The organism is Pseudarthrobacter sp. GQ63, from assembly GCF_059758765.1.
Genome location: NZ_JCAXEF010000009.1, coordinates 70,834 through 91,941, shown reverse-complemented (window position 1 = coordinate 91,941; position 21,108 = coordinate 70,834). Strand labels below are relative to the sequence as shown.

The 21,108-nt window shown below is 66.7% G+C and carries 20 protein-coding genes; 4 read left to right on the top strand and 16 right to left on the bottom strand.

Annotation, left to right across the window (positions count from 1 at the left end; all coding sequences use genetic code 11):
* Window positions 1-2: 2 nt before the first annotated feature.
* Window positions 3-488 (bottom strand): nucleoside deaminase, encoded by a 486-nt coding sequence (locus tag AC6CHP_RS14965; RefSeq protein ID WP_498230714.1) that lies wholly within the window; start codon window positions 486-488, stop codon window positions 3-5.
* Between the two features lie 185 nt (window positions 489-673).
* Between AC6CHP_RS14965 and AC6CHP_RS14960 the strand changes: the two genes are divergently transcribed.
* Window positions 674-1,789 carry a ScyD/ScyE family protein gene (locus tag AC6CHP_RS14960; protein WP_498230712.1) on the top strand — a complete coding sequence of 372 codons (1,116 nt, stop codon included), beginning with the start codon at window positions 674-676 and terminating at the stop codon, window positions 1,787-1,789.
* Window positions 1,790-1,864: 75 nt separating this feature from the next.
* Here the strand turns inward: AC6CHP_RS14960 and rbfA are convergent, their stop codons facing one another.
* The 5 genes from rbfA to rimP all read right to left on the bottom strand — a co-directional run bounded on the left by rbfA (window position 1,865) and on the right by rimP (window position 7,806).
* Window positions 1,865-2,374, bottom strand: a complete 510-nt coding sequence (gene rbfA / locus AC6CHP_RS14955) for a 30S ribosome-binding factor RbfA (RefSeq protein WP_188732114.1) — start codon at window positions 2,372-2,374, stop codon at window positions 1,865-1,867.
* 248 nt (window positions 2,375-2,622) lie between these two features.
* A complete protein-coding gene (gene infB / locus AC6CHP_RS14950; RefSeq protein ID WP_188732116.1) occupies window positions 2,623-5,538 on the bottom strand; it encodes a translation initiation factor IF-2 in 2,916 nt (971 codons plus the stop codon).
* A gap of 152 nt (window positions 5,539-5,690) precedes the next feature.
* Window positions 5,691-6,032 (bottom strand): YlxR family protein, encoded by a 342-nt coding sequence (locus AC6CHP_RS14945; RefSeq protein ID WP_377090172.1) that lies wholly within the window; start codon window positions 6,030-6,032, stop codon window positions 5,691-5,693.
* A 179-nt stretch (window positions 6,033-6,211) separates the two neighbouring features.
* Window positions 6,212-7,192 carry a transcription termination factor NusA gene (gene nusA, locus AC6CHP_RS14940; protein WP_066274794.1) on the bottom strand — a complete coding sequence of 327 codons (981 nt, stop codon included), beginning with the start codon at window positions 7,190-7,192 and terminating at the stop codon, window positions 6,212-6,214.
* A complete protein-coding gene (gene rimP, locus AC6CHP_RS14935) occupies window positions 7,192-7,806 on the bottom strand; it encodes a ribosome maturation factor RimP (RefSeq protein ID WP_377195720.1) in 615 nt (204 codons plus the stop codon). The genes nusA and rimP overlap by 1 nt, the downstream gene beginning before the upstream one ends.
* Before the next feature lie 106 nt (window positions 7,807-7,912).
* Between rimP and AC6CHP_RS14930 the strand changes: the two genes are divergently transcribed.
* The 3 genes from AC6CHP_RS14930 to AC6CHP_RS14920 all read left to right on the top strand — a co-directional run bounded on the left by AC6CHP_RS14930 (window position 7,913) and on the right by AC6CHP_RS14920 (window position 11,021).
* Window positions 7,913-9,073, top strand: a complete 1,161-nt coding sequence (locus AC6CHP_RS14930; protein ID WP_229675438.1) for a DUF4439 domain-containing protein — start codon at window positions 7,913-7,915, stop codon at window positions 9,071-9,073.
* A gap of 137 nt (window positions 9,074-9,210) precedes the next feature.
* A complete protein-coding gene (locus tag AC6CHP_RS14925; protein ID WP_174178911.1) occupies window positions 9,211-9,912 on the top strand; it encodes a VIT1/CCC1 transporter family protein in 702 nt (233 codons plus the stop codon).
* Window positions 9,913-9,980: 68 nt separating this feature from the next.
* Window positions 9,981-11,021, top strand: coding sequence for an aminoglycoside phosphotransferase family protein (locus AC6CHP_RS14920; protein ID WP_427115259.1), 1,041 nt, complete (start codon window positions 9,981-9,983; stop codon window positions 11,019-11,021).
* Window positions 11,022-11,115: 94 nt separating this feature from the next.
* Here AC6CHP_RS14920 and AC6CHP_RS14915 read toward each other — a convergent pair whose 3' ends face one another.
* From AC6CHP_RS14915 to dxr, 10 genes are all read right to left on the bottom strand, one after another.
* Window positions 11,116-11,910 (bottom strand): sulfite exporter TauE/SafE family protein, encoded by a 795-nt coding sequence (locus tag AC6CHP_RS14915; protein WP_377195724.1) that lies wholly within the window; start codon window positions 11,908-11,910, stop codon window positions 11,116-11,118.
* Between the two features lie 7 nt (window positions 11,911-11,917).
* Window positions 11,918-13,729, bottom strand: coding sequence for a proline--tRNA ligase (locus tag AC6CHP_RS14910; RefSeq protein WP_188732125.1), 1,812 nt, complete (start codon window positions 13,727-13,729; stop codon window positions 11,918-11,920).
* Between the two features lie 368 nt (window positions 13,730-14,097).
* Window positions 14,098-14,988 carry a GNAT family N-acetyltransferase gene (locus AC6CHP_RS14905; RefSeq protein ID WP_188732202.1) on the bottom strand — a complete coding sequence of 297 codons (891 nt, stop codon included), beginning with the start codon at window positions 14,986-14,988 and terminating at the stop codon, window positions 14,098-14,100.
* Window positions 14,951-16,117, bottom strand: a complete 1,167-nt coding sequence (gene ispG / locus AC6CHP_RS14900) for a flavodoxin-dependent (E)-4-hydroxy-3-methylbut-2-enyl-diphosphate synthase (RefSeq protein WP_066274770.1) — start codon at window positions 16,115-16,117, stop codon at window positions 14,951-14,953. The genes AC6CHP_RS14905 and ispG overlap by 38 nt, the downstream gene beginning before the upstream one ends.
* Before the next feature lie 32 nt (window positions 16,118-16,149).
* Complete coding sequence (locus AC6CHP_RS14895) at window positions 16,150-16,443, bottom strand: YciI family protein (RefSeq protein ID WP_104185214.1); 294 nt, start codon at window positions 16,441-16,443, stop codon at window positions 16,150-16,152.
* Window positions 16,444-16,540: 97 nt separating this feature from the next.
* Window positions 16,541-17,056 (bottom strand): hypothetical protein, encoded by a 516-nt coding sequence (locus AC6CHP_RS14890; protein WP_188732127.1) that lies wholly within the window; start codon window positions 17,054-17,056, stop codon window positions 16,541-16,543.
* Window positions 17,053-17,730 (bottom strand): MarR family transcriptional regulator, encoded by a 678-nt coding sequence (locus tag AC6CHP_RS14885; RefSeq protein WP_188732129.1) that lies wholly within the window; start codon window positions 17,728-17,730, stop codon window positions 17,053-17,055. The genes AC6CHP_RS14890 and AC6CHP_RS14885 overlap by 4 nt, the downstream gene beginning before the upstream one ends.
* Before the next feature lie 87 nt (window positions 17,731-17,817).
* Window positions 17,818-18,498, bottom strand: coding sequence for a hypothetical protein (locus AC6CHP_RS14880; RefSeq protein WP_498230707.1), 681 nt, complete (start codon window positions 18,496-18,498; stop codon window positions 17,818-17,820).
* Window positions 18,499-18,555: 57 nt separating this feature from the next.
* On the bottom strand, window positions 18,556-19,887 hold the full coding sequence (locus tag AC6CHP_RS14875; RefSeq protein WP_498230705.1) for a M50 family metallopeptidase: 1,332 nt from the start codon (window positions 19,885-19,887) through the stop codon (window positions 18,556-18,558).
* Window positions 19,888-19,904: 17 nt separating this feature from the next.
* The gene (gene dxr, locus AC6CHP_RS14870; RefSeq protein ID WP_377195730.1) at window positions 19,905-21,089 is read right to left on the bottom strand and encodes a 1-deoxy-D-xylulose-5-phosphate reductoisomerase; all 1,185 of its coding nucleotides are present in this window, start codon (window positions 21,087-21,089) and stop codon (window positions 19,905-19,907) included.
* Between the last annotated feature and the right edge of the window lie 19 nt (window positions 21,090-21,108).

The following is a 21,108-nucleotide window of genomic DNA, read 5'->3' as shown; positions in this document are numbered from 1 at the left end:
CCTTAGTATTCCTTCCTGCCGACGAAGTCCCCCCACGCCTGGAACGGCGCGTGCGACGACGGGATGTCGCTCCGGGTGACGGGCAACAGTTCCGGCCGGGTCCCGTCGAAGTACTCGTAGAAAACTGCGTCGTCGAAACCTGCGGCGGCGGCGCCGTGTCGGTCGGCGGCGAAGTAGACGCGGTCGATCCTTGCCCACAGTGCGGACGCCAGGCACAGCGGGCAGGGCTCGCAGCTCGCGTAGAGGACGGCTCCCTGCAGGTCATAGTTGGCTATCGCCGTTGCTGCGGCCCGGATGGCCACCACTTCGGCGTGGGCGGTGGGATCGTTATCCAGGGTTACGCGGTTGACGCCTTCATGCACCCGCCCGTCGGCAGTCACCACCAGCGCGCCGAACGGTCCTCCTCCTGCGCCGACGTTCCGGGTGGCCAGCTCCACAGCCTGCTCGAGGTACTTCGCGGTGTGGTCGGAGTCATGCGGCTCAGTCATAGCTAGATCCTAATCACTCAGGCTGCCGTTAGGGGGTGGAATTAGGGGGCTGATAGGGGGAAATCCCCGCGACATTCGTACTGTGCAGGAATAATCTGGCGCCGGGGGGTTCCGAATTTCTAGCCTCCTGCCGGGAGGCTCCTTATCCGCCACGTTAAGGCCCCAAACCGGAGTACCCAATGAAGATGAAATTTTCGATCGTCGCGTTGTTCGCTGCTGCGGCGACAGTTGTTCCTGCCGGGGCCGCAGCCGCGGTTTCCACCCTCGAGCACACAACGCCCCGGACGTTGGCTGAGGGCCTGACCGCGCCTTTGAGCCTTACCGTAACCTACGATAAATCCGTCCTGGTGTCCCAGAATTTCTCCGGTCTGCTCAGTCGCGTCAACGACGACGGCTCCACTACTGCCCTCTACCAGGGGGAACAGGGTTGGAGCGTCGGAGGCGTTGAAACCCGGCATGGCACGAGGTACTTCGTGGAGAACGCAGGCGCCGGGGAAGGTGATCCGGCCGCTCTCAAAGGTTACTTGAAGTCCCTCGACCCAGAGGGAGAGGTGCATACGCTTGCCGATCTCGCCAGCCATGAACGGGACAAGAACCCTGACGGCGCCCAGCACTACGGTTTTGGACCCGACGTACCGGATTCATGCCTGGCCGAGTGGCCCGCCTTCCCGCCGGCCCGGTACCAGGGCGGCCTGGACTCGAATCCCTACGCCGTGGCAATACGGGATGATAAGGCGTACATCGCGGATGCGGGAGCAAACGCAATCCTGGAAGTGGACCTGGAATCAGGGGACGTTGACACGCTGGCAGTCCTGCCGCCCCGGCCTGCAGTGATCCCCGCGGGGACCAGGATCCCCGTGGATATGGCTGGGACCACTGTAGAAGTTCCTGCGTGCGTGGTGGGGCACGAATACGCCTTTGAGCCTGTGCCGACGGACCTGGAGTTCGGCCCGGACGGCCGGCTGTACGTCACGTCACTTCCGGGTGGGCCTGAGGATCCTTCCCTGGGAGCCCGGGGTGCCATCTTCCGCGTGAACCCTTCCACCGGCAGCACCAAGGTGTGGGCGGAGGGCATCCTGAGCCCCACCGGCCTGGCCATTGCCGACGACGGCGACGTCTACGTGGCGTCCCTGTTCGGCAACGAGATCATTGAGTTTGATGCCTCCAGCCGCCACAGGTCACAGTTCCTCGCGATCGACGGCCCGGCTGCAGTGGAAATCCGCGGAAACTCGCTCTATGCCACGGCCGGTTTCAGTTTCGCTGATCCCACTCAGGGAAGTGTCATCAAAATAGGCCTGTAACGCGAAAGGACAGTTACCGGCACAGCAGAAGGCCCGGACCGCATCGGCGGTCCGGGCCTTTTGTTGTGCTGACGGTTACTTGTGGCCGTCTTCGTCGAGTTCCCCGTCGTCGCTGAGGTCAAGGTCCTCTTCGTCGAAGTCGTCCTCGTCGATGTCCACCTCTGCTGCAACGTCGCTCTTGTAGGGATCGGCGTCGCCGGCGTGCTGTGCCTTGGCGGCGAGGGCAGCCACCTCGGCGTCACGCTTCTTGGCCTCCCGCAGCAGTTCCTCGAGGTTGGAGGCAACCACGGGAATCTGGTCGGCCACGAATTCGAGGCTGGGAGTCAGCCGGACGGTGATGTTCCGGCCCACCTCCTGCCGAAGCACACCCTTGGCCTTCTCCAGCCCCTTGGCAGCATCGGCCTGCACGGCCTGGTCGCCAAAAACGGTGTAATAGACAGTGGCATGCTGCAGATCATTGGTCACCCGGGCATCGGTAACAGTAATGCCCTCCAGCCGGGGATCCTTAACCTTCCGGCCCAGGGCCTCAGCAACAACAACCTTAATCCGCTGCGCCAACTTGGCAGCACGTGCCGGATCAGCCATGAACAACTCCTAAAAAATTTGGAACGTACGACGGCGTGTTGCAGCTGACGTACCCACGTTCGATTGATGCCACGCACTCTAGGCGGGCCTAAGACGGACCCACGTTGGGATTTTTTCCGGCGGCCTGGGAGTGGCATCGGGCCTGCCGAAGCTGGGTGGCCGACGTCGTAAGACGTTGGCCACCCAGCGAAGGGGCGGGGCCGCCGGAAAAATCCCAACGACCCCGCACCCTTTAAGGCTGGAACAGCCTAAACGCGCGGCTTCTCACGCATCTCGAAGGTCTCGATGATGTCACCTTCGTTGATGTCGTTGTACGAGCCAAGGCCGATACCACACTCGAAGTCCGTGCGGACCTCGGTGGCGTCGTCCTTGAAGCGCTTGAGCGTCTCAACGGTGAGGTTGTCACCGATGATCTTGCCGTCGCGGCTGATGCGTGCCTTGGTGTTACGGCGGATGATGCCCGAGCGGACGATCGAGCCTGCGATGTTTCCGAACTTGGAGGAGCGGAAGACTTCGCGGACCTCGGCGGTGCCCAGCTGGAATTCTTCGTATTCCGGCTTGAGCATGCCCTTGAGCGCCGCCTCGATGTCATCGATTGCGGAGTAGATGACGGAGTAGAAGCGCATGTCCACGCCTTCGCGGTCTGCCAGTTCGGCAACGCGCTCGGCAGGCTTGACGTTGAAGCCGATGATGACGGCGCTGTCCACTGTTGCCAGGTTGACGTCGTTCTGCGTGATGGCACCAACACCGCGGTGGATGACGCGCAGCTGCACGCCTTCGCCGACGTCGATCTTGAGCAGGGCGTCTTCGAGGGCTTCCACGGCACCGGACACGTCACCCTTGAGGATGAGGTTGAGGGTGTCGATCTTGCCGTCGGCCACTGCCTGGTCGAAGTCTTCCAGGCTGATGCGCTTGCGGCGCTTGGCCAGGGCGGCGTTGCGGTCGGCTGCTTCACGCTTCTCGGCGATCTGGCGGGCGGTGCGCTCGTCAGCGGTCACGAAGAAGGTGTCGCCTGCACGCGGGACGTTGGACAGACCCAGCACCTGCACGGGGCGGGACGGGCCGGCCTCGGTCAGGGCGCTGCCGTCGTCGTCGAACATTGCGCGGACGCGGCCGTGGGCCGTGCCTGCAACGATGGTGTCGCCGACGCGCAAGGTACCGGACTGCACCAGGACGGTGGCAACCGCTCCCCGGCCCTTGTCCAGATTGGCTTCGATCGCGATACCGCGGGCGTCCTTGTTCGGGTTGGCGCGCATGTCCAGGGCAGCGTCCGCGGTGAGCAGGACGGCCTCGAGCAGCTCGTCGATGTTGAGGTTCTGGCGGGCAGAGACCTCAACGAACATGGTGTCGCCACCGTACTCTTCGGGAACCAGTCCGTACTCGGTCAGCTGGCCGCGGACCTTCTCCGGGTTGGCGCCTTCCTTGTCGATCTTGTTCACAGCCACGACGATCGGCACGTTGGCCGCCTGCGCGTGGTTGAGTGCTTCAACGGTCTGCGGCATAACGCCGTCGTCCGCTGCGACCACCAGGATGGCGATGTCGGTGACCTTCGCACCACGGGCACGCATGGCGGTGAACGCCTCGTGGCCCGGGGTATCGATGAAGGTGATCTTGCGGTCGTTGCCCTCGTGGTTGTGGGTGACCTGGTAGGCACCGATGTGCTGCGTGATGCCGCCGTGTTCGCCGGCCATGACGTCGGACTTGCGGATGGCATCGAGCAGGCGGGTCTTACCGTGGTCCACGTGGCCCATGACGGTGACAACCGGAGGACGGGCCTCAAGTTCTTCGTCGCCTTCGGCTTCGAGTTCGGCATCGAAGTCGATGTCGAACCCGGAGAGCAGCTCACGCTCCTCGTCTTCCGGGGACACAACCTGGAGCTTGTAGCCAAGCTCCTCGCCCAGCAGGGCAAAGGTCTCTTCATCCAGCGACTGCGTGGCCGTGGCCATTTCGCCGAGGTGGAAGAGGACGGTCACCAGCGCGGCGGGGTTTGCCTCGATCTTGTCGGCGAAGTCCGTGATGGACGAGCCGCGGCGCAGCCGGATGACAGTGTTGCCGTCGCCGCGGGGTACGCTCACGCCACCCAGCGACGGGGCACTCATCTGCTCAAGTTCCTGGCGCTTTGCACGCTTCGACTTGCGCTGCTTGCCACGTCCGGCGCCGCCCTTGCCGAAGGCACCCTGGGTGCCGCCGCGGCCGCGGCCGCCCTTGCCGAAGCCACCGCCGGCGGGAGCACCGCCGCCGCCACCGGGACCGCCGGTTCCGGGAGCGCCACCGGGGCGTCCGGGACCACGGCCACCGGCACCGGGACGGCCTGCACCAGCGGGTGCGGGACGTTCAGTGCGGTTGGGCATCATGCCGGGAGTAGGACGGTTTCCACCGGCACCACCGGGGCGCGGTGCACCCGGGCGGGGGCCACCGGCACCTGCTGCGGGACGGGGACCGCCCGCACCTGCTGCGGGGCGCGGACCACCGGGACGGGGGCCACCGGCACCTGCTGCGGGACGCGGACCACCGGGACGGTCGCCGTCGGTGCGGCTTCCACCCGGACGGGGCATGCCCTGCGAGGTGGCAAACGGGTTGTTCCCGGGACGGGGAGCACGCTCGCCGTCGCCGCCGCGGCCGCGGGGCATGCCCTGGGACGTGGCGAAGGGGTTGTTGCCCGGACGGGGACCGCCGGGACGGGGAGCGGAGCCACCCTGCCCTGAGCCGCCGGAACGGGTAGGTGCAGCGGGAGTTTCAGCCTTGGGTGCCGGGCGTGCGCCGGGCTTCGCTCCAGTGGACGGAGCAGCCGGAGCCGGTGCAGCCGGAGCTGCGGGGGCGCTGGCAGCGGGCGCTGCCGGAGCAGCTGCCTGTGCCGGTGCTGCCGGAGCGGCGGCCGCGGGGGCCTCAGCCTTGGGGGCCGGGGCTTTCGGTGCTGCCGGACCGGGTGCGGGTGTTGAGGGACGCGCCTCTGCCGCCGGGGCGGGCGCCTTGGGCGCTGCTGCCGGTGCTGCAGCCTTGGGCGCGGCGTCGGGGAAGGCGTTGCGCAGCTTGCGCACAACGGGGGCCTCAATGGTTGAAGAGGCAGAGCGAACGAATTCGCCCAGTTCCTGCAGTTTTGTCACTGCATCTTTGGAAGTAATACCGAGCTCTTTGGCGAGCTCATGTACGCGGACCTTGGCCACATTTCTCCTGTCTCGGTCCGCACCGAGCCAGGCACGAACCGTCTACTTCTTGCTGCGGGCCCAAGCCGCAAATGCTGCAGAAGGGCCCATTGCAGAGCGCAACAAAGTTGTCATCGTTGCGCACTCATCGCTGGGAACTCATCGGGTTTCCATCAGTTTTCTGACCCGCTTTCAGGTTGGACGGTTGGTGTTGCAGTTGCCGTAACGCGTGCAACGCTCGGGCCTGATGTGATCCGGCGTTCTACGGCGGAGGTACCGGCCGCTCCCCGCAGGGCGCGTCCGAATGCTCGCCGCTTCAACGCCAGAGCCAGGCACGATTCGCTGGGGTGCAGCCATGCACCCCGGCCAGCCATCCGGCGTCGTTCATCCACCAGGACAGCGTTTGATCCGCTGCCTTCGGCGACGAGCCGGAGTAACTCATTCCGCTTGCCTTTCTTCCGGCATCCGATGCAGGTACGCTCCGGCTGATTCCCGCTTGCTACTGGCACGGTCATCTTCCTGACGTTCATATCTGCTGGCCGCGGACGGCCCTCCTCCGCGTGAACGGAATGGGGCACGCCCAAGGCGCACGGCTGCCGGCCGTTAGGCGCGGTCTTTACTATTCTAGCCCCTCCCTGCCCGTCTGCCCGAAACTGCGCGGGCGATTCGAGGCCGGGAGGGCGTCAGGAACTGTTCAGTTGTCGCGGGCAGCAGCGGCGTCGGACACGATGTCGATCCGCCAGCCGGTGAGCTTGGCCGCCAGCCGGGCGTTCTGGCCTTCTTTGCCGATGGCCAGGGACAGTTGGTAGTCCGGGACCACCACGCGCGCCGAGCGAGTGGCTTCATCGGTGATTGTGACCGAATTCACGCGCGATGGCGAGAGGGCGCTGGCGATGAAGGTGGCCGGATTCTCGCTGAAGTCGACGATGTCGATCTTTTCGTCGTTCAGTTCGGTCATCACGGCGCGGACCCGGGATCCCATTTCGCCAATGCAGGCGCCCTTGGCGTTGATACCGGGAACGTTTGCCTTGACAGCGATCTTGGTGCGGTGGCCGGCTTCACGGGCCAGGGCAACGATCTCGACGGAGCGGTCCGCAATCTCCGGCACTTCAAGTTCGAAGAGCTTGCGGACGAGGCCCGGATGGGACCGGGACAGGGTGACGGACGGGCCCTTGGAGCCGCGGTGGACGTCGATAACCAACGCACGCAGCCGGTTGCCGTGGATGTACTTTTCCCCGGGAACCTGCTCCGGCGGCGGCAGCAGCGCCTCCACGGAACCCAGGTTGACCTGGATCATATGCGGGTTGTTGCCCTGCTGGATGGTGCCGGAGACCAGCTCGCCTTCACGGCCCTTGAACTCGCCCAGGACGTTGTCGTCCTCAACGTCGCGCAGGCGCTGCAGGATGATCTGGCGTGCGGTGCTGGCGGCGATCCGGCCGAAGCCTTCGGGAGTGTGCTCGAACTCGCCGATGGGGGCGCCGTCGTCGTCAATCTCCACAGCCCAGATGGTCACATGGCCGCTCTTGCGGTCCAGCTCGGCACGGGCCTTTTCGAAGGCGCCGGGCGACTTGTGGTACGCCACCAGGAGCGCCTGCTCAATGGTGGGGATCAGGAGGTCCAGCGGGATTTCACGCTCACGCTCCAGAAGTCTCAGTGCGCTCATGTCAATATCCATCAGGCCTCCTCAGAAGGTCCATTGTGTCCAGGTTCCAGACCATCCCCATTGAGGTGGCTGAATTCGATCTCGACTTTTCCGTTGCGGATCCTGTCGAAAGGAAGTTTCATGGGGTCGCCCTGCTTGGGCTTCATGCCCTTTTTCACCGCGATCTCCGGGACGATGGTGACTCCGTCACCGTCCACTGACGTGATCCGGCCCATGACATTCTCGCCCTGGACAACGTTGATTCTGGCCATGCGGCCCTTGGCGCGGTGCCAGTGCCGCGGTTCCGTCAGCGGGCGTCCGACGCCGGGTGAGGACACTTCAAGGTCGTAGGGCCTGCCGTCGTCTGCGGGATCGTTGTCCAGGACGTCTGAGAGAATCCTGGAGATGTCGGCAATGGCGTCAAGGCTGACGCCGCCGGTTTCTTCCTGCGGAAGGTCCACCACGACGTGGACCACCCGGTGGGAACCAGCCACGATGGCCACGTCCTCCAGGTAAAGGCGGTTGGCCTGGACCGCGGGTTCAAGGAGTGCTCGGAGCCGGTCGGCCTCCGGGTTGTGTGCGGGGGCGGCTTCAGCCTTACCCGTTCCGGTTTGGTCCGATGAAGCCGTGGCTTCTGCGTTACTCACGATGCCGCGCCGCCTCCCTTATAGATGATGTTGTGTGTACTAGCGTAGCTATTTTACCGGTCCGGTGGGGCGGAGATTCCCCGCCGGCGTGACACCATGGTCTGTTGTGAAAGAAGACGATCCGGAAAACCGCCCAAAGCTGCGCTATTTCCGGTACGCCGTTATTTCGTTCACAGCCCTGATTGTGCTCAGCCTGGGATTCTCGCTGATCCCCGCCGATCCGCCGGCGCCCGCGGATCCCCCGTTCTCCGAGCAGGCCAGGGTGGCCGCCCTGCAGGATTCGCTGGATCTGCGCGCTGCGGCCGGGCGGCTGTCAGCCAGCGCCGAGGCGGACGGCGACGCAAACCCAACCGCAGCGGACGAAACTGTGACGTTGCTGACCCTGCAGGCCCGCGCCCTCCTTTCACCGGCGGATTCTTCCCCGGAGGAGGATGCCCCGGGGTCCGCCACTCCCCTGCCGTCCGGACAGTCCGGGCCAGCCGCCGAGGCTGCGACGACGGCGGAGCCCACGCTTGCAGGGCTGGCTTCCGCGCTCTCGGCCAGTGGCGTTCAGCGCCTTACCGATGCTGCAAAGTCCGACGGCGGGATGGCGCGGTTGCTTGCCGGTGCCGGCACCGCCCAGCTGCTCGCAGCGGAGGACCTAGCCGCCGCCGCGGGCGTCGCCCAGGATACGCTTCCCCATGCCGGCACGGCAGCGCCTCCGGCCGCCGGCGCGCTGGCGCCCGATGCGACGGCGTCCTCCTGCCCGTCTCCTCTTCCGGAGCCCGGTGATGCAGGGCGGGAACCATCTGCCGCGGGGAGGTCGGCTGTACTGGGCAGTGCGTTGTCCGCAGCTGTGGCCACCGAGCAGCAAAGCCTGTACGCCTACCAGGCGGCGCTCCCCCGGCTTGGCGCGGGCGATGCTCCAGCAGCGGAGGCCTTCCTGGGGCAGCACCGGGAACTCGCTGCCCAGGCCGCGGCACACTCCCGTGCCGCCTGCAGTGCCCCGCCGGCGCAGCCGCCGGGCTTCGTGCTGGACCCTGGCTTCCTCGCGGCACCCCGCGACGGGCTGGCCCGCCTGGAAGTAGCGGCTCTGCCCGCCTACGGGGACGTCATTGCGCAGGCCGACGGCGGGCTGCGGAGCTGGGCGATCGCTGCCCTGCAGTCCGCCACGCGGCGCGCTGCCCACTGGAACGGCGGTGTGGGGCCGGTTCCCGGCCTCCTGCTGGACCAGGACCAGCTCCCGGAGCTTCCAGCCAGCCCCGCACCCGCGTCCGCCGGGACGTGACCTCGCCAAGCAATGGCGGCGGCCTGCCGGAAAGGGTGGCCCGGCGGGGCTTCTAATGGTTTGCTGAAGGAATGGATGCACACGACCAGTCCCAGCCTGCAGGCACGGACGCTGCGAGCCCCGAACTGCGCCGCCATATGGAGACCGAACCGCATGGAACGGACATTGCCCAACGGCTGAACTGGCTCCGGGCGGGTGTCCTGGGCGCAAACGACGGCATCGTCTCCGTCGCGGCGATTGTGGTGGGCGTGGCAGGAGCTACCTCCGAAACGGGTCCCATCCTCGCCGCCGGCGCTGCCGGGCTGGTGGGCGGAGCGGTGTCCATGGCACTTGGCGAGTACGTCTCCGTGAGCAGCCAAAGCGACAGCCAGCGGGCCCTGATCGAGAAGGAACGCCGGGAGCTGGCCGAGGAACCGGAGGAGGAACTCGCCGAACTCACCGCCATCTACCAGGCCAAGGGCCTTAGCCCGGAAACGGCCGGCAAGGTCGCTGAAGAGCTCACAGCCCACGACGCCCTGGCAGCGCACCTCTCCGCCGAACTCAACATCGACGAGACGGACATCGTGAGCCCCTGGCACGCAGCCTTCGCCTCGGCCGTGGCTTTTGTCATCGGCGCCATACTGCCGATGCTGGCGATCCTTCTCCCCCCGCCCGGGATCCGGGTTCCCCTGACCTTCGCGGCTGTCCTGGTGGCACTCGCGCTGACAGGCACGCTGGGTGCCTGGATTGGCGGCGGGTCGAAGACCCGGGCAGCAGTCCGGGTGGTGGTGGGCGGTGCCCTGGCACTCGCTGCCACCTTCAGCATTGGCACCATGCTCGGCGCCACGGGCGTGGTGTAGGAAAACCTGCCGGCCGCTGATACGTGCCGGCCAAACGGCAGGGCCCCGTTGCACCTAGGCTGGGACTGATGAGCCAGCCAACGGCAGTACCCATCCCGCCGGACCTTACCGGGCGCTACTCCCGCACCGCCACCGGACGGGAGTGGCTCGCTTCCCTGCCCGGCGTCACTGCGGGCCTGCTGGAGCGGTGGCGGCTCGTGCCGGACCTCGCCCCTGGCTCACTGCCGTGGAACGGGCACGGCGCGGTAGTGATACCGGTTCTTCGGGCGGACGGCCGGCCAGCAGCCCTCAAGATCGCCTTCCCGCACGAGGAAGCGCGCGTTGAGCGGCATGCGCTGACGCTATGGGGCGGGCACGGCGCCGTCACCCTCCTGGCGGCCGACGCCGGCACGTGTTCCATGCTCCTCGAAAGGCTCGACGCCGGGCGCTCCCTGGGTACCGTCCCCCTGGCTGACGCCGCGGCCGTGTGGGGCGGACTCGTCCGGCAGTTGAGCCTTGTTCCCGACGACCGGCCGCAGTGGCGGGAATTCGAGCACATCGCAGCTCGTGCCGAACAGTGGAGTGATGACCTGCCCGCTGAGTGGGAACAGCTCGGCCGCCCCTTTCCACGGTGGCTGCTGGAAGCGGCGCTCGAGGTGTGCCAGACGCGGGGCGCGGTGGGGCGCCGCTCGGGGCGGGACGTGCTGGTCCACACGGATTTGCACTTCCTCAACATCCTGGCCAGGCCGGATGGTGAGGCAACGGCTGGAAGGCCGGTGGCTGAAGCCTTCGCCGCCATCGATCCGCAGCCCATGATCGGCGAAGCGGAATTCGGCGTGGCCCCGCTGTTGTGGAACCGGCTGCAGGAGCTGCCGCTGAACCAGCCTGAATCCGGCCTGCGGCAGCGCTGCGCGGACTTCAGCGCCGCTGCCGGGCTTGACTCCGACGCCGCGAGGGAGTGGGGCCTGGCCAGGGAAGTGGCAAACGCGCTGGGGTACGCCGGGCAGCCGGGCCACCGCGGTGACCTGGCACGCTCACTTTGGGTTGCCAGCACCCTTGCCGGCCGCACCCTCGAGGGACTGCCGCCGGCCCACGCGCTGCCGGAGCCCGGCCAGGCGCCCGGCGTATAACGGCAACCGGGCACGGCCTTCTCCTGCAGGCCGGGGCGGCGGGCACCACGCAGCGGTCAGCTGCCGCGCACTGCGCAGTGCGCGGCCTTGACCGTCAGGCGAAGTTTTCCTGCCAGACGTCGTAGCCGAGCTTGATGATCAATGCCGACACGACTAACAAAAAGACCACGCGGACAAACCGGCTTCCCTGCTTCACGGCCGTCCTGGCGCCCAGGTAACCGCCGGCCATGTTCGCCGCCCCCAGCAGCAGGCCCACGCCCCACAGGATGGACCCATGGGGCAGGAAGAACAGCAGTGCCCCCGCGTTGGTGGCCATGTTGACGATTTTCGCCTTGGCACTGGCCTCGAGGAAGGCATACCCCATGGCCGAGACCAGGGCGATGACAAGGAACGAGCCCGTCCCCGGCCCGATAAGGCCGTCGTAGAAACCGATGATGGCTCCGATCAGGCAGGCCACCACGTAGTGCTTGTGGCCGTCGTGGCGCAGCGCGGTGATGCCGCCGACGTCCGGTTTCAGGGCTGTGAAAAGCGCGACGGCGACCAGCGCGGTGACGATGATGGGCTTGAAGACGCTGGCGGGCAGGTTTGCCGCCAGGACGGCGCCGCCAAAGCTGCCCGCCAGGGCGATCGCGGCCATGGGCAGGGCCGTCTTAAGGTCCGGCCCCACCCGCCGGTAGTAGGTGGCGGCGCTCGTGGCGGTACCGAAGATGGATCCCATCTTGTTCGTGGCCAGCGCCTGGACGGGAGTGATCCCCGGGACCAGCAGAAGGGCCGGGAGCTGGATCAGGCCGCCCCCGCCCACCACTGCGTCAACCCATCCGGCGGCAAAGCCGGCCAGCACGATCAAGAGGAGAGTTGCCAGCCCGAGGGATTCGAGTCCGAACTCCACCGTTGCGTCAGTTGGTGCGGACAGCGTTGACTACATAGTCAACAGCCTTGTCCACCGCCACATTCTCGGCGTCGCCGCTGCGGCGGTCCTTGATCTCCACAACACCGTCCACCAGGCCGCGTCCGACAGCCAGGATGGTGGGAACGCCCACCAGTTCCGCGTCCCCGAACTTGACCCCGGGCGATACCTTGGGCCGGTCGTCGAGGAGGACATCGAGCCCCGCCGCCTCAAGTTCGGCTGCCAGCCGCTCGGCGGTTGCGAAGATCTCCTCGCCCTTGCCCACCGCGACGACATGCACATCGGCGGGGGCAACAGCCCGCGGCCAGACGAGTCCCCTGGCATCGTGGTTCGATTCCGCCAGGGCCGCAACGGCCCGGGTGACGCCGACGCCGTAAGAGCCCATGGTGACGGTGACCTGCTTGCCGTTCTGGTCCAGGACCTTCAGTTCCAGTGCTTCTGCGTACTTGCGGCCGAGCTGGAAAATGTGCCCCATCTCGATGCCGCGGGCGGTCTCCAGCGGACCGGAACCGTCCGGGGCGGGATCGCCTTCGCGGACCTCGGTGCACTCGATGACGCCGTCCCAGGTGAAGTCGCGTCCTGCCACCAGGCCATAGACATGCTTGCCGGCCGCATTGGCGCCGGTGATCCAGGACGTGCCGCGGACCACGCGGGGGTCCACCAGGTACAGGAGCTTTGTTGAGCTTTCGGCGCCCAGCAGGGGCTCGTCCAGGGTCAGGCCGGGGCCAAGATAGCCCTTGACGATAAGCGGCTGCTTCTTCAGGTCGTCGTCGTTGGCCGCTTCCAGGCCGATCTCGCCGCCGATGGGCAGGAACGAGCCGATGTTTGCCTCAACGCGCTTCAGGTCCACGCCGCGGTCGCCTGGAACACCGATGACTACCAACTGGCGCTCTCCGGTGGGCAGGGTGACGGCGAGCACCACGTTCTTCAGCGTGTCCGCGGCAGTCCACGCGCCGCCGTCGGCCTCGCTGCGGGGCGCGATCTGGTTGGAGGCGGCCACCAGGGTGTCGATGGTGGGGGTGTCCGGGGTGTCGCGGACCTCGGCGGCGGGAGCCGCGCTGAAGTCGATGTCCGCCGGGACCACGGTGGTGACGGCCTCAACGTTGGCTGCGTAGCCGCCGGCGGAGCGCACGAACGTGTCCTCGCCGATGTCCGTCGGGTGCAGGAATTCCTCGCTCTTTGAACCGCCCATGGCACCGGCCGTCGCGGTGACGGGAATGACTTCCAGGCCCAGGCGCTCGAAGATGCGCAGGTAGGCGCCGCGGTGGGCGGCGTAGCTGGCGTCCAGGCCGGCGTCGTCAACATCGAATGAGTAGGAGTCCTTCATGATGAACTCGCGTCCGCGCAGGAGGCCCGCGCGGGGACGCGCCTCGTCCCGGTACTTGTTCTGGATCTGGTAGAGGCTCAGCGGCAGGTCCTTGTAGGACGAGTACAGGTCCTTGACCAGCAGCGTGAACATTTCCTCGTGGGTGGGGGCCAGCAGGTAGTCGGCGCCCTTGCGGTCCTGGAGCCGGAAGAGGCCCTCGCCGTATTCGGTCCAGCGGTTGGTGGCCTCGTACGGCTCGCGGGGCAGGAGGGCCGGGAAATGGACTTCCTGCGCCCCGATGCTGGCCATCTCCTCGCGGATGATGGCTTCCACCTTGCGCAGGACGCTCAATCCCAGCGGCAGCCAGGTGTAGATGCCCGGGGCGGCGCGGCGGATGTAGCCTGCGCGGACCAGGAGCCGGTGGCTTGCCACCTCGGCGTCGACGGGATCTTCACGCAGGGTGCGCAGGAACAGCTGGGACAGTCTTGTAACCACGGGCGGGTATCCGTTTCTGGGGAGGTGCTGGAGCTACAGCAAGCCGGGCATTTCGTCTGGGTACTAATCTACCGGCTAGCGGGGGCCTTTCCGGCGGCCCGGCTCCCTGGCGGGCGCCGCCCGGCGTGCACCCGGCGCAGAACAGCCCGCAACGCAGTTGAGCCACGCCCGGACATGCAAAGCCCCTGGCCCCCCAAGAGGCTGGTCATCGCGTCCGGGCGTGGCTCGACGCCGTTATCGCCCAAGTACTGGTGAGGACTGGTGAGACCGCCCACGCCACTCCAGCGCAGCTAGATCGAACCTATGTGATGCAGCGCACTATGACAAGTGCTGCCCACATTCCTGGCATGCACGGGCACGTCAGCCGCCTAGAAGAGCACCGTGGCGAAGGTCCCCACCTGGCTGAAGCCCACCCGCTCGTAGGTAGCCCGCGCGCGGGTGTTGAAGCCGTTGACGTAGAGGCTGGTGACGGGCGCAATCTTGCGTGCCTGCTCCACCACGGAAGCCATGTACCCGGCGCTCAGGCCCTGGCCCCGGTACAACGGGTTCATCCAGACGCCCTGGATCTGCGTGACCTCGGAGGTGACGGCACCGAGCTCGGCCTTGAACACCACCTCGCGGGCTTCGTTCAGATGAACCAGGGAGTGGCCCTGCCGAATCAGGCCTTCCACGCGGCGGCTGTAGAATTCCCTGCCGCCCAGGAAGGGTGAATACCCCACTTCTTCTTCGAACATGGCGGCGCAGGCCGGCAGGATCCGGTCGAAGTCCGCGAGGTTTCCCAGCCCCAGCCCCGGGTTCGGCTCCACGGACGGCGGCTCGCTAATGGTCATCAACGGCTGGTCCGGGCGGACTTCATGGGCCCGGTGTCCCAGTTCAACCAGTTCGGCGTGCAGCGCGAGCACGGCGGTGGCCGGCCCGAAAGCGGATGCGTAGCGGCGTCCGGACTTGTTGGCAGCGGCGGCCACCACTCCGGCCAGGGTGGGATCGAGCTGGACGGGCACCAGGTTGGCCCCGGCCCAGCACGCACCTGCCAGGACGCCGTCGTCGAACACGCCCAGGACACCGGCACCGCCGCTGGTGGGAGCGGCGGTACCGGCTGCGCGCAGGTGCGCGAGGATGAACACGTTGGAGACCGGATCACGCTGCGCCAGGAGCACCAAGGCAGCGGTGTCGTCCCCGTCAAGGGTGCGGATGGAAATCCCCGGCGGGTCGGGGACGTCCTTACGAGACGCTAACCACGGGGCTACCCTTGACAGCATCTTCGCCATCGGCCTCCCCCATCTCTTCCGCGATACGCATGGCCTCTTCGATCAGTGTCTCAACAATCTGGCTCTCGGGCACAGTCTTGATGACCTCGCCCTTCACAAAGATCTGGCCCTTGCCGTTGCCCGAGGCAACGCCAAGATCGGCTTCGCGGGCCTCACCGGGTCCGTTCACCACGCAGCCCATGACGGCTACCCGCAGCGGAATCTCCATTCCTTCCAGCCCGGCGGTGACCTGCTCGGCCAGCGTGTACACGTCCACCTGGGCGCGGCCGCAGGAAGGGCAGGAGACGATTTCGAGCTTGCGGGGGCGCAGGTTGAGGGACTGCAGGATCTGGTTTCCCACCTTGATCTCCTCCACCGGCGGGGCCGAGAGGGAAACCCGGATGGTGTCGCCAATGCCCTTGGACAGGAGCGCCCCGAAAGCCGTGGCCGACTTGATGGTGCCCTGGAACGCCGGCCCGGCCTCGGTGACGCCAAGGTGCAGCGGCCAGTCGCCTTTTTCCGCCAGCATCTCGTAGGCCGCCACCATGATGACGGGGTCATTGTGCTTGACCGAGATCTTGAAGTCGTGGAAACCATGTTCCTCGAAGAGGGACGCTTCCCAGACAGCAGATTCCACTAAGGCTTCAGGGGTGGCCTTGCCGTACTTCTTGAGGATGCCCGGCTCCAGGGATCCGGCGTTGACGCCAATGCGGATGGACGTCCCATGGTCGCGGGCGGCGGCGGCGATCTCTTTGACCTGGTCATCGAACTTGCGGATGTTGCCCGGGTTTACGCGCACTGCTGCGCAGCCGGCCTCGATCGCCGCGAAGACGTACTTGGGCTGGAAGTGGATGTCCGCGATCACCGGGATCTGCGACTTCCGGGCGATGATCGGCAATGCCTCGGCGTCGTCGGCAGACGGGCAGGCCACGCGCACAATGTCGCAGCCGGACGCCGTCAGTTCGGCAATCTGCTGCAGGGTGGCGTTGATGTCCGTGGTGGGCGTGGTGGTCATGGACTGCACGCTGATGGGCGAGTCCGATCCCACACCCACGGAACCGACTTTGATCTGCCGGGTCTTGCGGCGGGGGGCAAGGACGGGTGGCGGTGCTGAGGGCATTCCCAGGCTGACCGAGGTCACGAGGACTCCTAGAGATTGAAAAAGGGAGGGGCTTAGGCGGTGAGGCCGGCGAGCACGCCGATGATGGGTGACCACTCCGTGATGCGTGTCCCGGCTACGACTCCGGCAGCGGCGAAGGGATCCTGCTTGAGGATCGAGTTAAGGGCGGCCTCGTCTGCTGCCTTGAAAATCAGCAGCGCGCCGGCCCCGTCACCGTATGGTCCACTGGCAAGGACGGCACCGTCCTGCGCAAGGCCCGAGAGCCATTCGCGGTGCGCTGCCCGGGCGGCGTTGCGGTCTTCTGTGGAATCGGCGGCATAAACGTACTCAACGGCAAAAACTGTCATACCGCTACCCTATCTCCCCGCCTGCCTTCGCACCCATCCGGAGGGTGGACGCGCCTGGCCGGAGGGGCGGCTTGGCAGCTGTATGGGACGCCTGCGATCAGGCCAGGAAGAGGACCTTGATAGCTGCGGCTGTTCCCGCCGCCCACAGCATGGACGCCAGCGTTCCAATAATGAACCGTTCAGCCGCCACCGGCGTTTCCTTGAGCTCCGCGAACCTGCCCAGGCCCTTGATGGCCACAATGTAGGCGATGGCCACCGGCTGGCCGGTGAGGATGGCGAGGCACACTCCCAGCCGCTCGAGGATTCCGATGATGGCACCGCCCCGAAGAATGCGCTGGGCGGGAGCGGCCGGTCCGGAGCCGGCAAGGCCCGACGGCGGCGCGTCGGCAGCTGCGGTCAGCTCGCCGTCGACGCCCTGGGACCCGCCGGCGGGCGGCAGGTCAACGGTCACATCCGCGGACGGATCTTCGGCGGCCCTTTTGGCGTCCTCCGCAGCCTTGGCTGCGTCTGCCCTGTCGTCGATGGTCCTGGCCAGCCGGAACACCAGTGCAGTCACTGGCCACCCGGCGAATCCGGCAACGAGCAGCGCAACCGCGATCCAGAGTACGTTCACCGGTTTCCTTCCGTTGAAGTGCGGGCTGCCAAGGAATGGGCGTAGTCCAGCAGCATGGCGGCTGCCGGCCTCGCCGCCCATTCTTCCTGCCACCCGGACCTCAGCACGGCACGGCTCACCGACTGTTCGGTTATTCCCAACTCCCGGGCCACCTGTTTTTGGCTGCCATGCCTGGCTCCACCCTGGATGGCCCGCAGCCGGTCCACCACCCGCCACTGGGCCTCGGTGCGCTGCTGCACCAGGCGTCCAATCAAGCGAAGCACCGCCTGGGCATTTGCGCTGGCCATGGCGTCCTCCCCGGCGTGGGCTTGAAGATCCTTACTGCGGACCATGGTGCCGGACACCACTGACAACGGAACCTGGCCGGCGGCACCCTTGGCGAGTTCCACGGCTTTGCGGGCCGCCACAAAGCCGCTTCCGGAGCCCTCGCGCGGGCTGGCACCTGGCGCCAACCCCACGGCCCCGATTCCTATGCCCACGTACCAGTGCCCGTCGCGGAGCGCATGCAGTGCCACATCCACCACATCGGCGGCCTGTTCCACCACTCCCTGGAGTTCGTCCCCTACCGAACGTTCAAAGGGCACGGGCGTAAGGTTCCGCAGGGCGGCGATCAGCTCCGGGACGCGGTCAATATCGGAGGTGCTGCCCTGCTGGTCGATCGTGAGGACGTACATGCCCTAACCGTACGCGGGTGAGGATCACCAATCAAACATATTTGGCTGATTATTTAATATCAGTCAAAATATGCTGATTTTACGTAGTCACCCTGCAGGAGATAACTCCCGCCCCTGCCGGGCTGAACCACGCCAGGCAATCCCACCGGCGGCAACTGCCAACAGCGCAGCTCCGGCGCTTTGGGTGGGCAGGCTGCTCCCCGTTGTCGCCTGCCCCAGAACCACCCCGAGGGCGTAGAACACGACGGCGCCGGTCACCCACAGTGCTCCTGCCCACCGCGGGAGCACGCGTGAACGCCAGACCGCGACGCCGAGCAGGACAGTCCGAACAAAGGCAAGCACCAGCCCGGCCATGAACGCCGCCGACATCGATCCAGGGAACTCGAGCTGCATGACGTCCTGGTTCCCCGCCAGGTAAGCCCTCCCCACAGCCGGAGTCACGAAGGTGGAAATAACTGCAGGCACCAACAGCAACGCGGTACCGGCAGCCGCTATGACCATTGCCGCCAGCGCCAGGCGTCCGGACCGGCCGCCTGCCAGAAAACAGCCCAGCGCAAAGAGCCCGAAGACAGCCAGGATGGTGCCTCCCGTACTGCCGACGAGATGGCTGGCCTGGTAGGAGTACGAACTGACGAACCGTGCCCAGGCGCCGGGGTCAATCTCCTGGTCCGGCTGGGGCTCCAGGGAAGACCAGGCCGTGAGAAGCCAGGATGCAGGCAGCGCCCACAGTCCCGCACGGATCCAGCGGCCGGTGTCCTGCGGATTCATGTGATCGCCCTTCCTGAAAAGGCTGCTACGGCGTCCCTCCGGATGGAGGGCACAGTGTCAGCCGAAGAGGTTCACCGGCTTCACGATGTCGGCGTAGATGAGGAGGGCGCTCATGCCCATCAGCAGGGCGGCCACCACGTAGGTCACTGGCAGCAGCTTGGCGATGTCGAAGGCACCCGGGTCAGGTTTGCCAAACAGCTTGGCCACCTGGCGCCGGGCCCCCTCGTACAGGGCACCGGCAACATGGCCGCCGTCGAGGGGCAGCAGCGGTATCAGGTTGAAGACCGCGAGTGCGAAGTTCAGGCCCGCCAGCAGCCCGATCAGTGCGGCCAGCCGGGACTGCACCGGGATTTCTTCCATGGCGGCCACTTCCCCGGCGACGCGTCCTACGCCCACCACGCTGATGGGGCCGTTGGGGTCGCGGGGCTCCTCGCTGAAGGCAGCCTTTGCCACACCCACCACGCGGGCGGGCAGGTTGAACACCACCCCTGCCACCTGGCGGATGTTCTCCCCCGCCATGGGCAGGACGGACGACGCCGGCTGGGCCACAAGTTCGGTCTGGGAGCCGATGCCCAGGAAGCCGACGTCCTGGTAGCGGAGGGTGCCGGCGTCGTCCGTTTCCTGGCGGCCGTCCGCCCCGATGACGGGCCGGGCCGACAGCACCGGGGTCACCGTGGTGGACACCTGGGCGCCGTCCCGCTCAACGGTGATGCCCACCTCGCGCCCGGCGGAGGCCCGGATCCATTCCGTCAGCTGGTCCCAGCCGGTCACGGTCTTGCCGTCGAAGGAGGTGATCCTGTCATTGGGCCTGAGGCCGGCCGCGGCAGCGGGCGTGGGCTGGCAGTCCGCCGAATCCGGATCCACCGTTTCCCCCGCCGCCACCTGGCATTTGGACACCTCGGAAATGGTGGTGGTGGCCGTGGCCATGCCAAAGCCCATGAGCAGCACCGCAGTGAGGAGCACGCCGAGGACCATGTTCATGGCCGGGCCGCCCAGCATCACGATGACCTTCTTCCAGACCGGAAGCCGGTAGAACACCCGCTTTTCGTCACCTGGCCCCACTTCCTCGTGGGCCATGGACCGGGCTTCGGTGGCCAGGGTCTGGAACATGCCGGTGCTGGAGGGGCGGACGGAGCCGTCATCCTTGTTGGGCGGGTACATGCCGATCATGGACACGAAGCCACCCAGCGGGATGGCCTTCACACCGTATTCGGTTTCACCCTTCCGCCTGGACCAGAGGGTGGGGCCGAAGCCGATCATGTATTTGGTGACGCGGACCTTGAACAGCTTGGCGGGCACCAGGTGCCCCACTTCGTGCAGCGCAATGGACACGGCAATGCCGATCGCCACAAAGACGACGCCGAGGACAAAAAGGAGGACGGGGGTCATTGACGTGCTGCTGCTTCCTAGAGACTTCTGACTGCTAAACGTTCATTGGCGCGGGCACGTGCCCAGCTTTCAGCATCCAGCACCGACTCCACCGTCAGCCCGGAGGACCCTGGGTGTTCGCTGAGGACGGCATCGATCGTGTCCACAATGTCCGTAAACCTGATGCGCCCGGCGTGGAAGGCTGTGACGGCTTCCTCATTCGCGGCGTTGAACACGGCGGGGAACGTGCTGCCCTGCCCCGCTGCGTGCTTGGCGAGTCCGACGGCGGGAAAGGCCTCCGTGTCCAGCGGCTCGAAGGTCCAGGTGGCCGCGCGCGTCCAGTCGCAGGCTGCGGCGGCTTTGGGCACCCGGTCCGGCCAGCCCAGTCCCAGTGCGATGGGGAGGCGCATGTCCGGCGGGGATGCCTGGGCGATGATGGAACCATCGATGAACTGCACCATGGAGTGCACCACGGACTGGGGATGGACCACCACGTCGATCCGGTCAAGCGGCACGTCGAAGAGGAGGTGCGCCTCAATAACTTCCAGGCCCTTGTTGACGAGCGTGGCCGAGTTGGTGGTGACCATGACGCCCATGTCCCAGGTGGGGTGGGCCAAGGCTTCCTGTGGGGTGACGCCGTGCAGTTCGTCCCTGTTCCTGCCGCGGAAGGGGCCGCCGGATGCGGTCAGGATCAGTTTTTCCACTTCCCCGGCCGAACCCGAGCGCAGGCACTGGGCGATCGCTGAATGTTCGGAGTCCACGGGTACGATCTGCCCTTCCCGGGCGGCTGCCTTCACCAGCGATCCGCCCACAATGAGGGATTCCTTGTTGGCCAGGGCGAGTGTGGCGCCGGAGCGCAGGGCGGCCAGCGTGGGCGCCAGTCCGATCGAGCCGGTAATTCCATTGAGCACCACGTCCGCCTCAACGCCGGCGATCCGCGTGGAGGCGTCCGGTCCGGCGATGATCTCCGGCCGGTAGCCGGGCTTTCCCGCCGCCGCGGCAGCGGCGGCCACCAGCGATGCCAACTGTGCGGGGTCACCGCCGGCAATGCCGATCACGGACGCGCCGGTGTGCACTGCCTGGCGGGCGAGCAGCTCCAGGTTGCCTCCCCCGGTACTGAGGGCCACCACCTCGAAAAGGTGCGGGGCGCCGTCGACGACGTCAATCGCCTGGGTGCCGATGGAACCGGTGGATCCGAGGAGGACGATTCTGCGTGGCTGCATTGCTTAAGTATCCCGCACC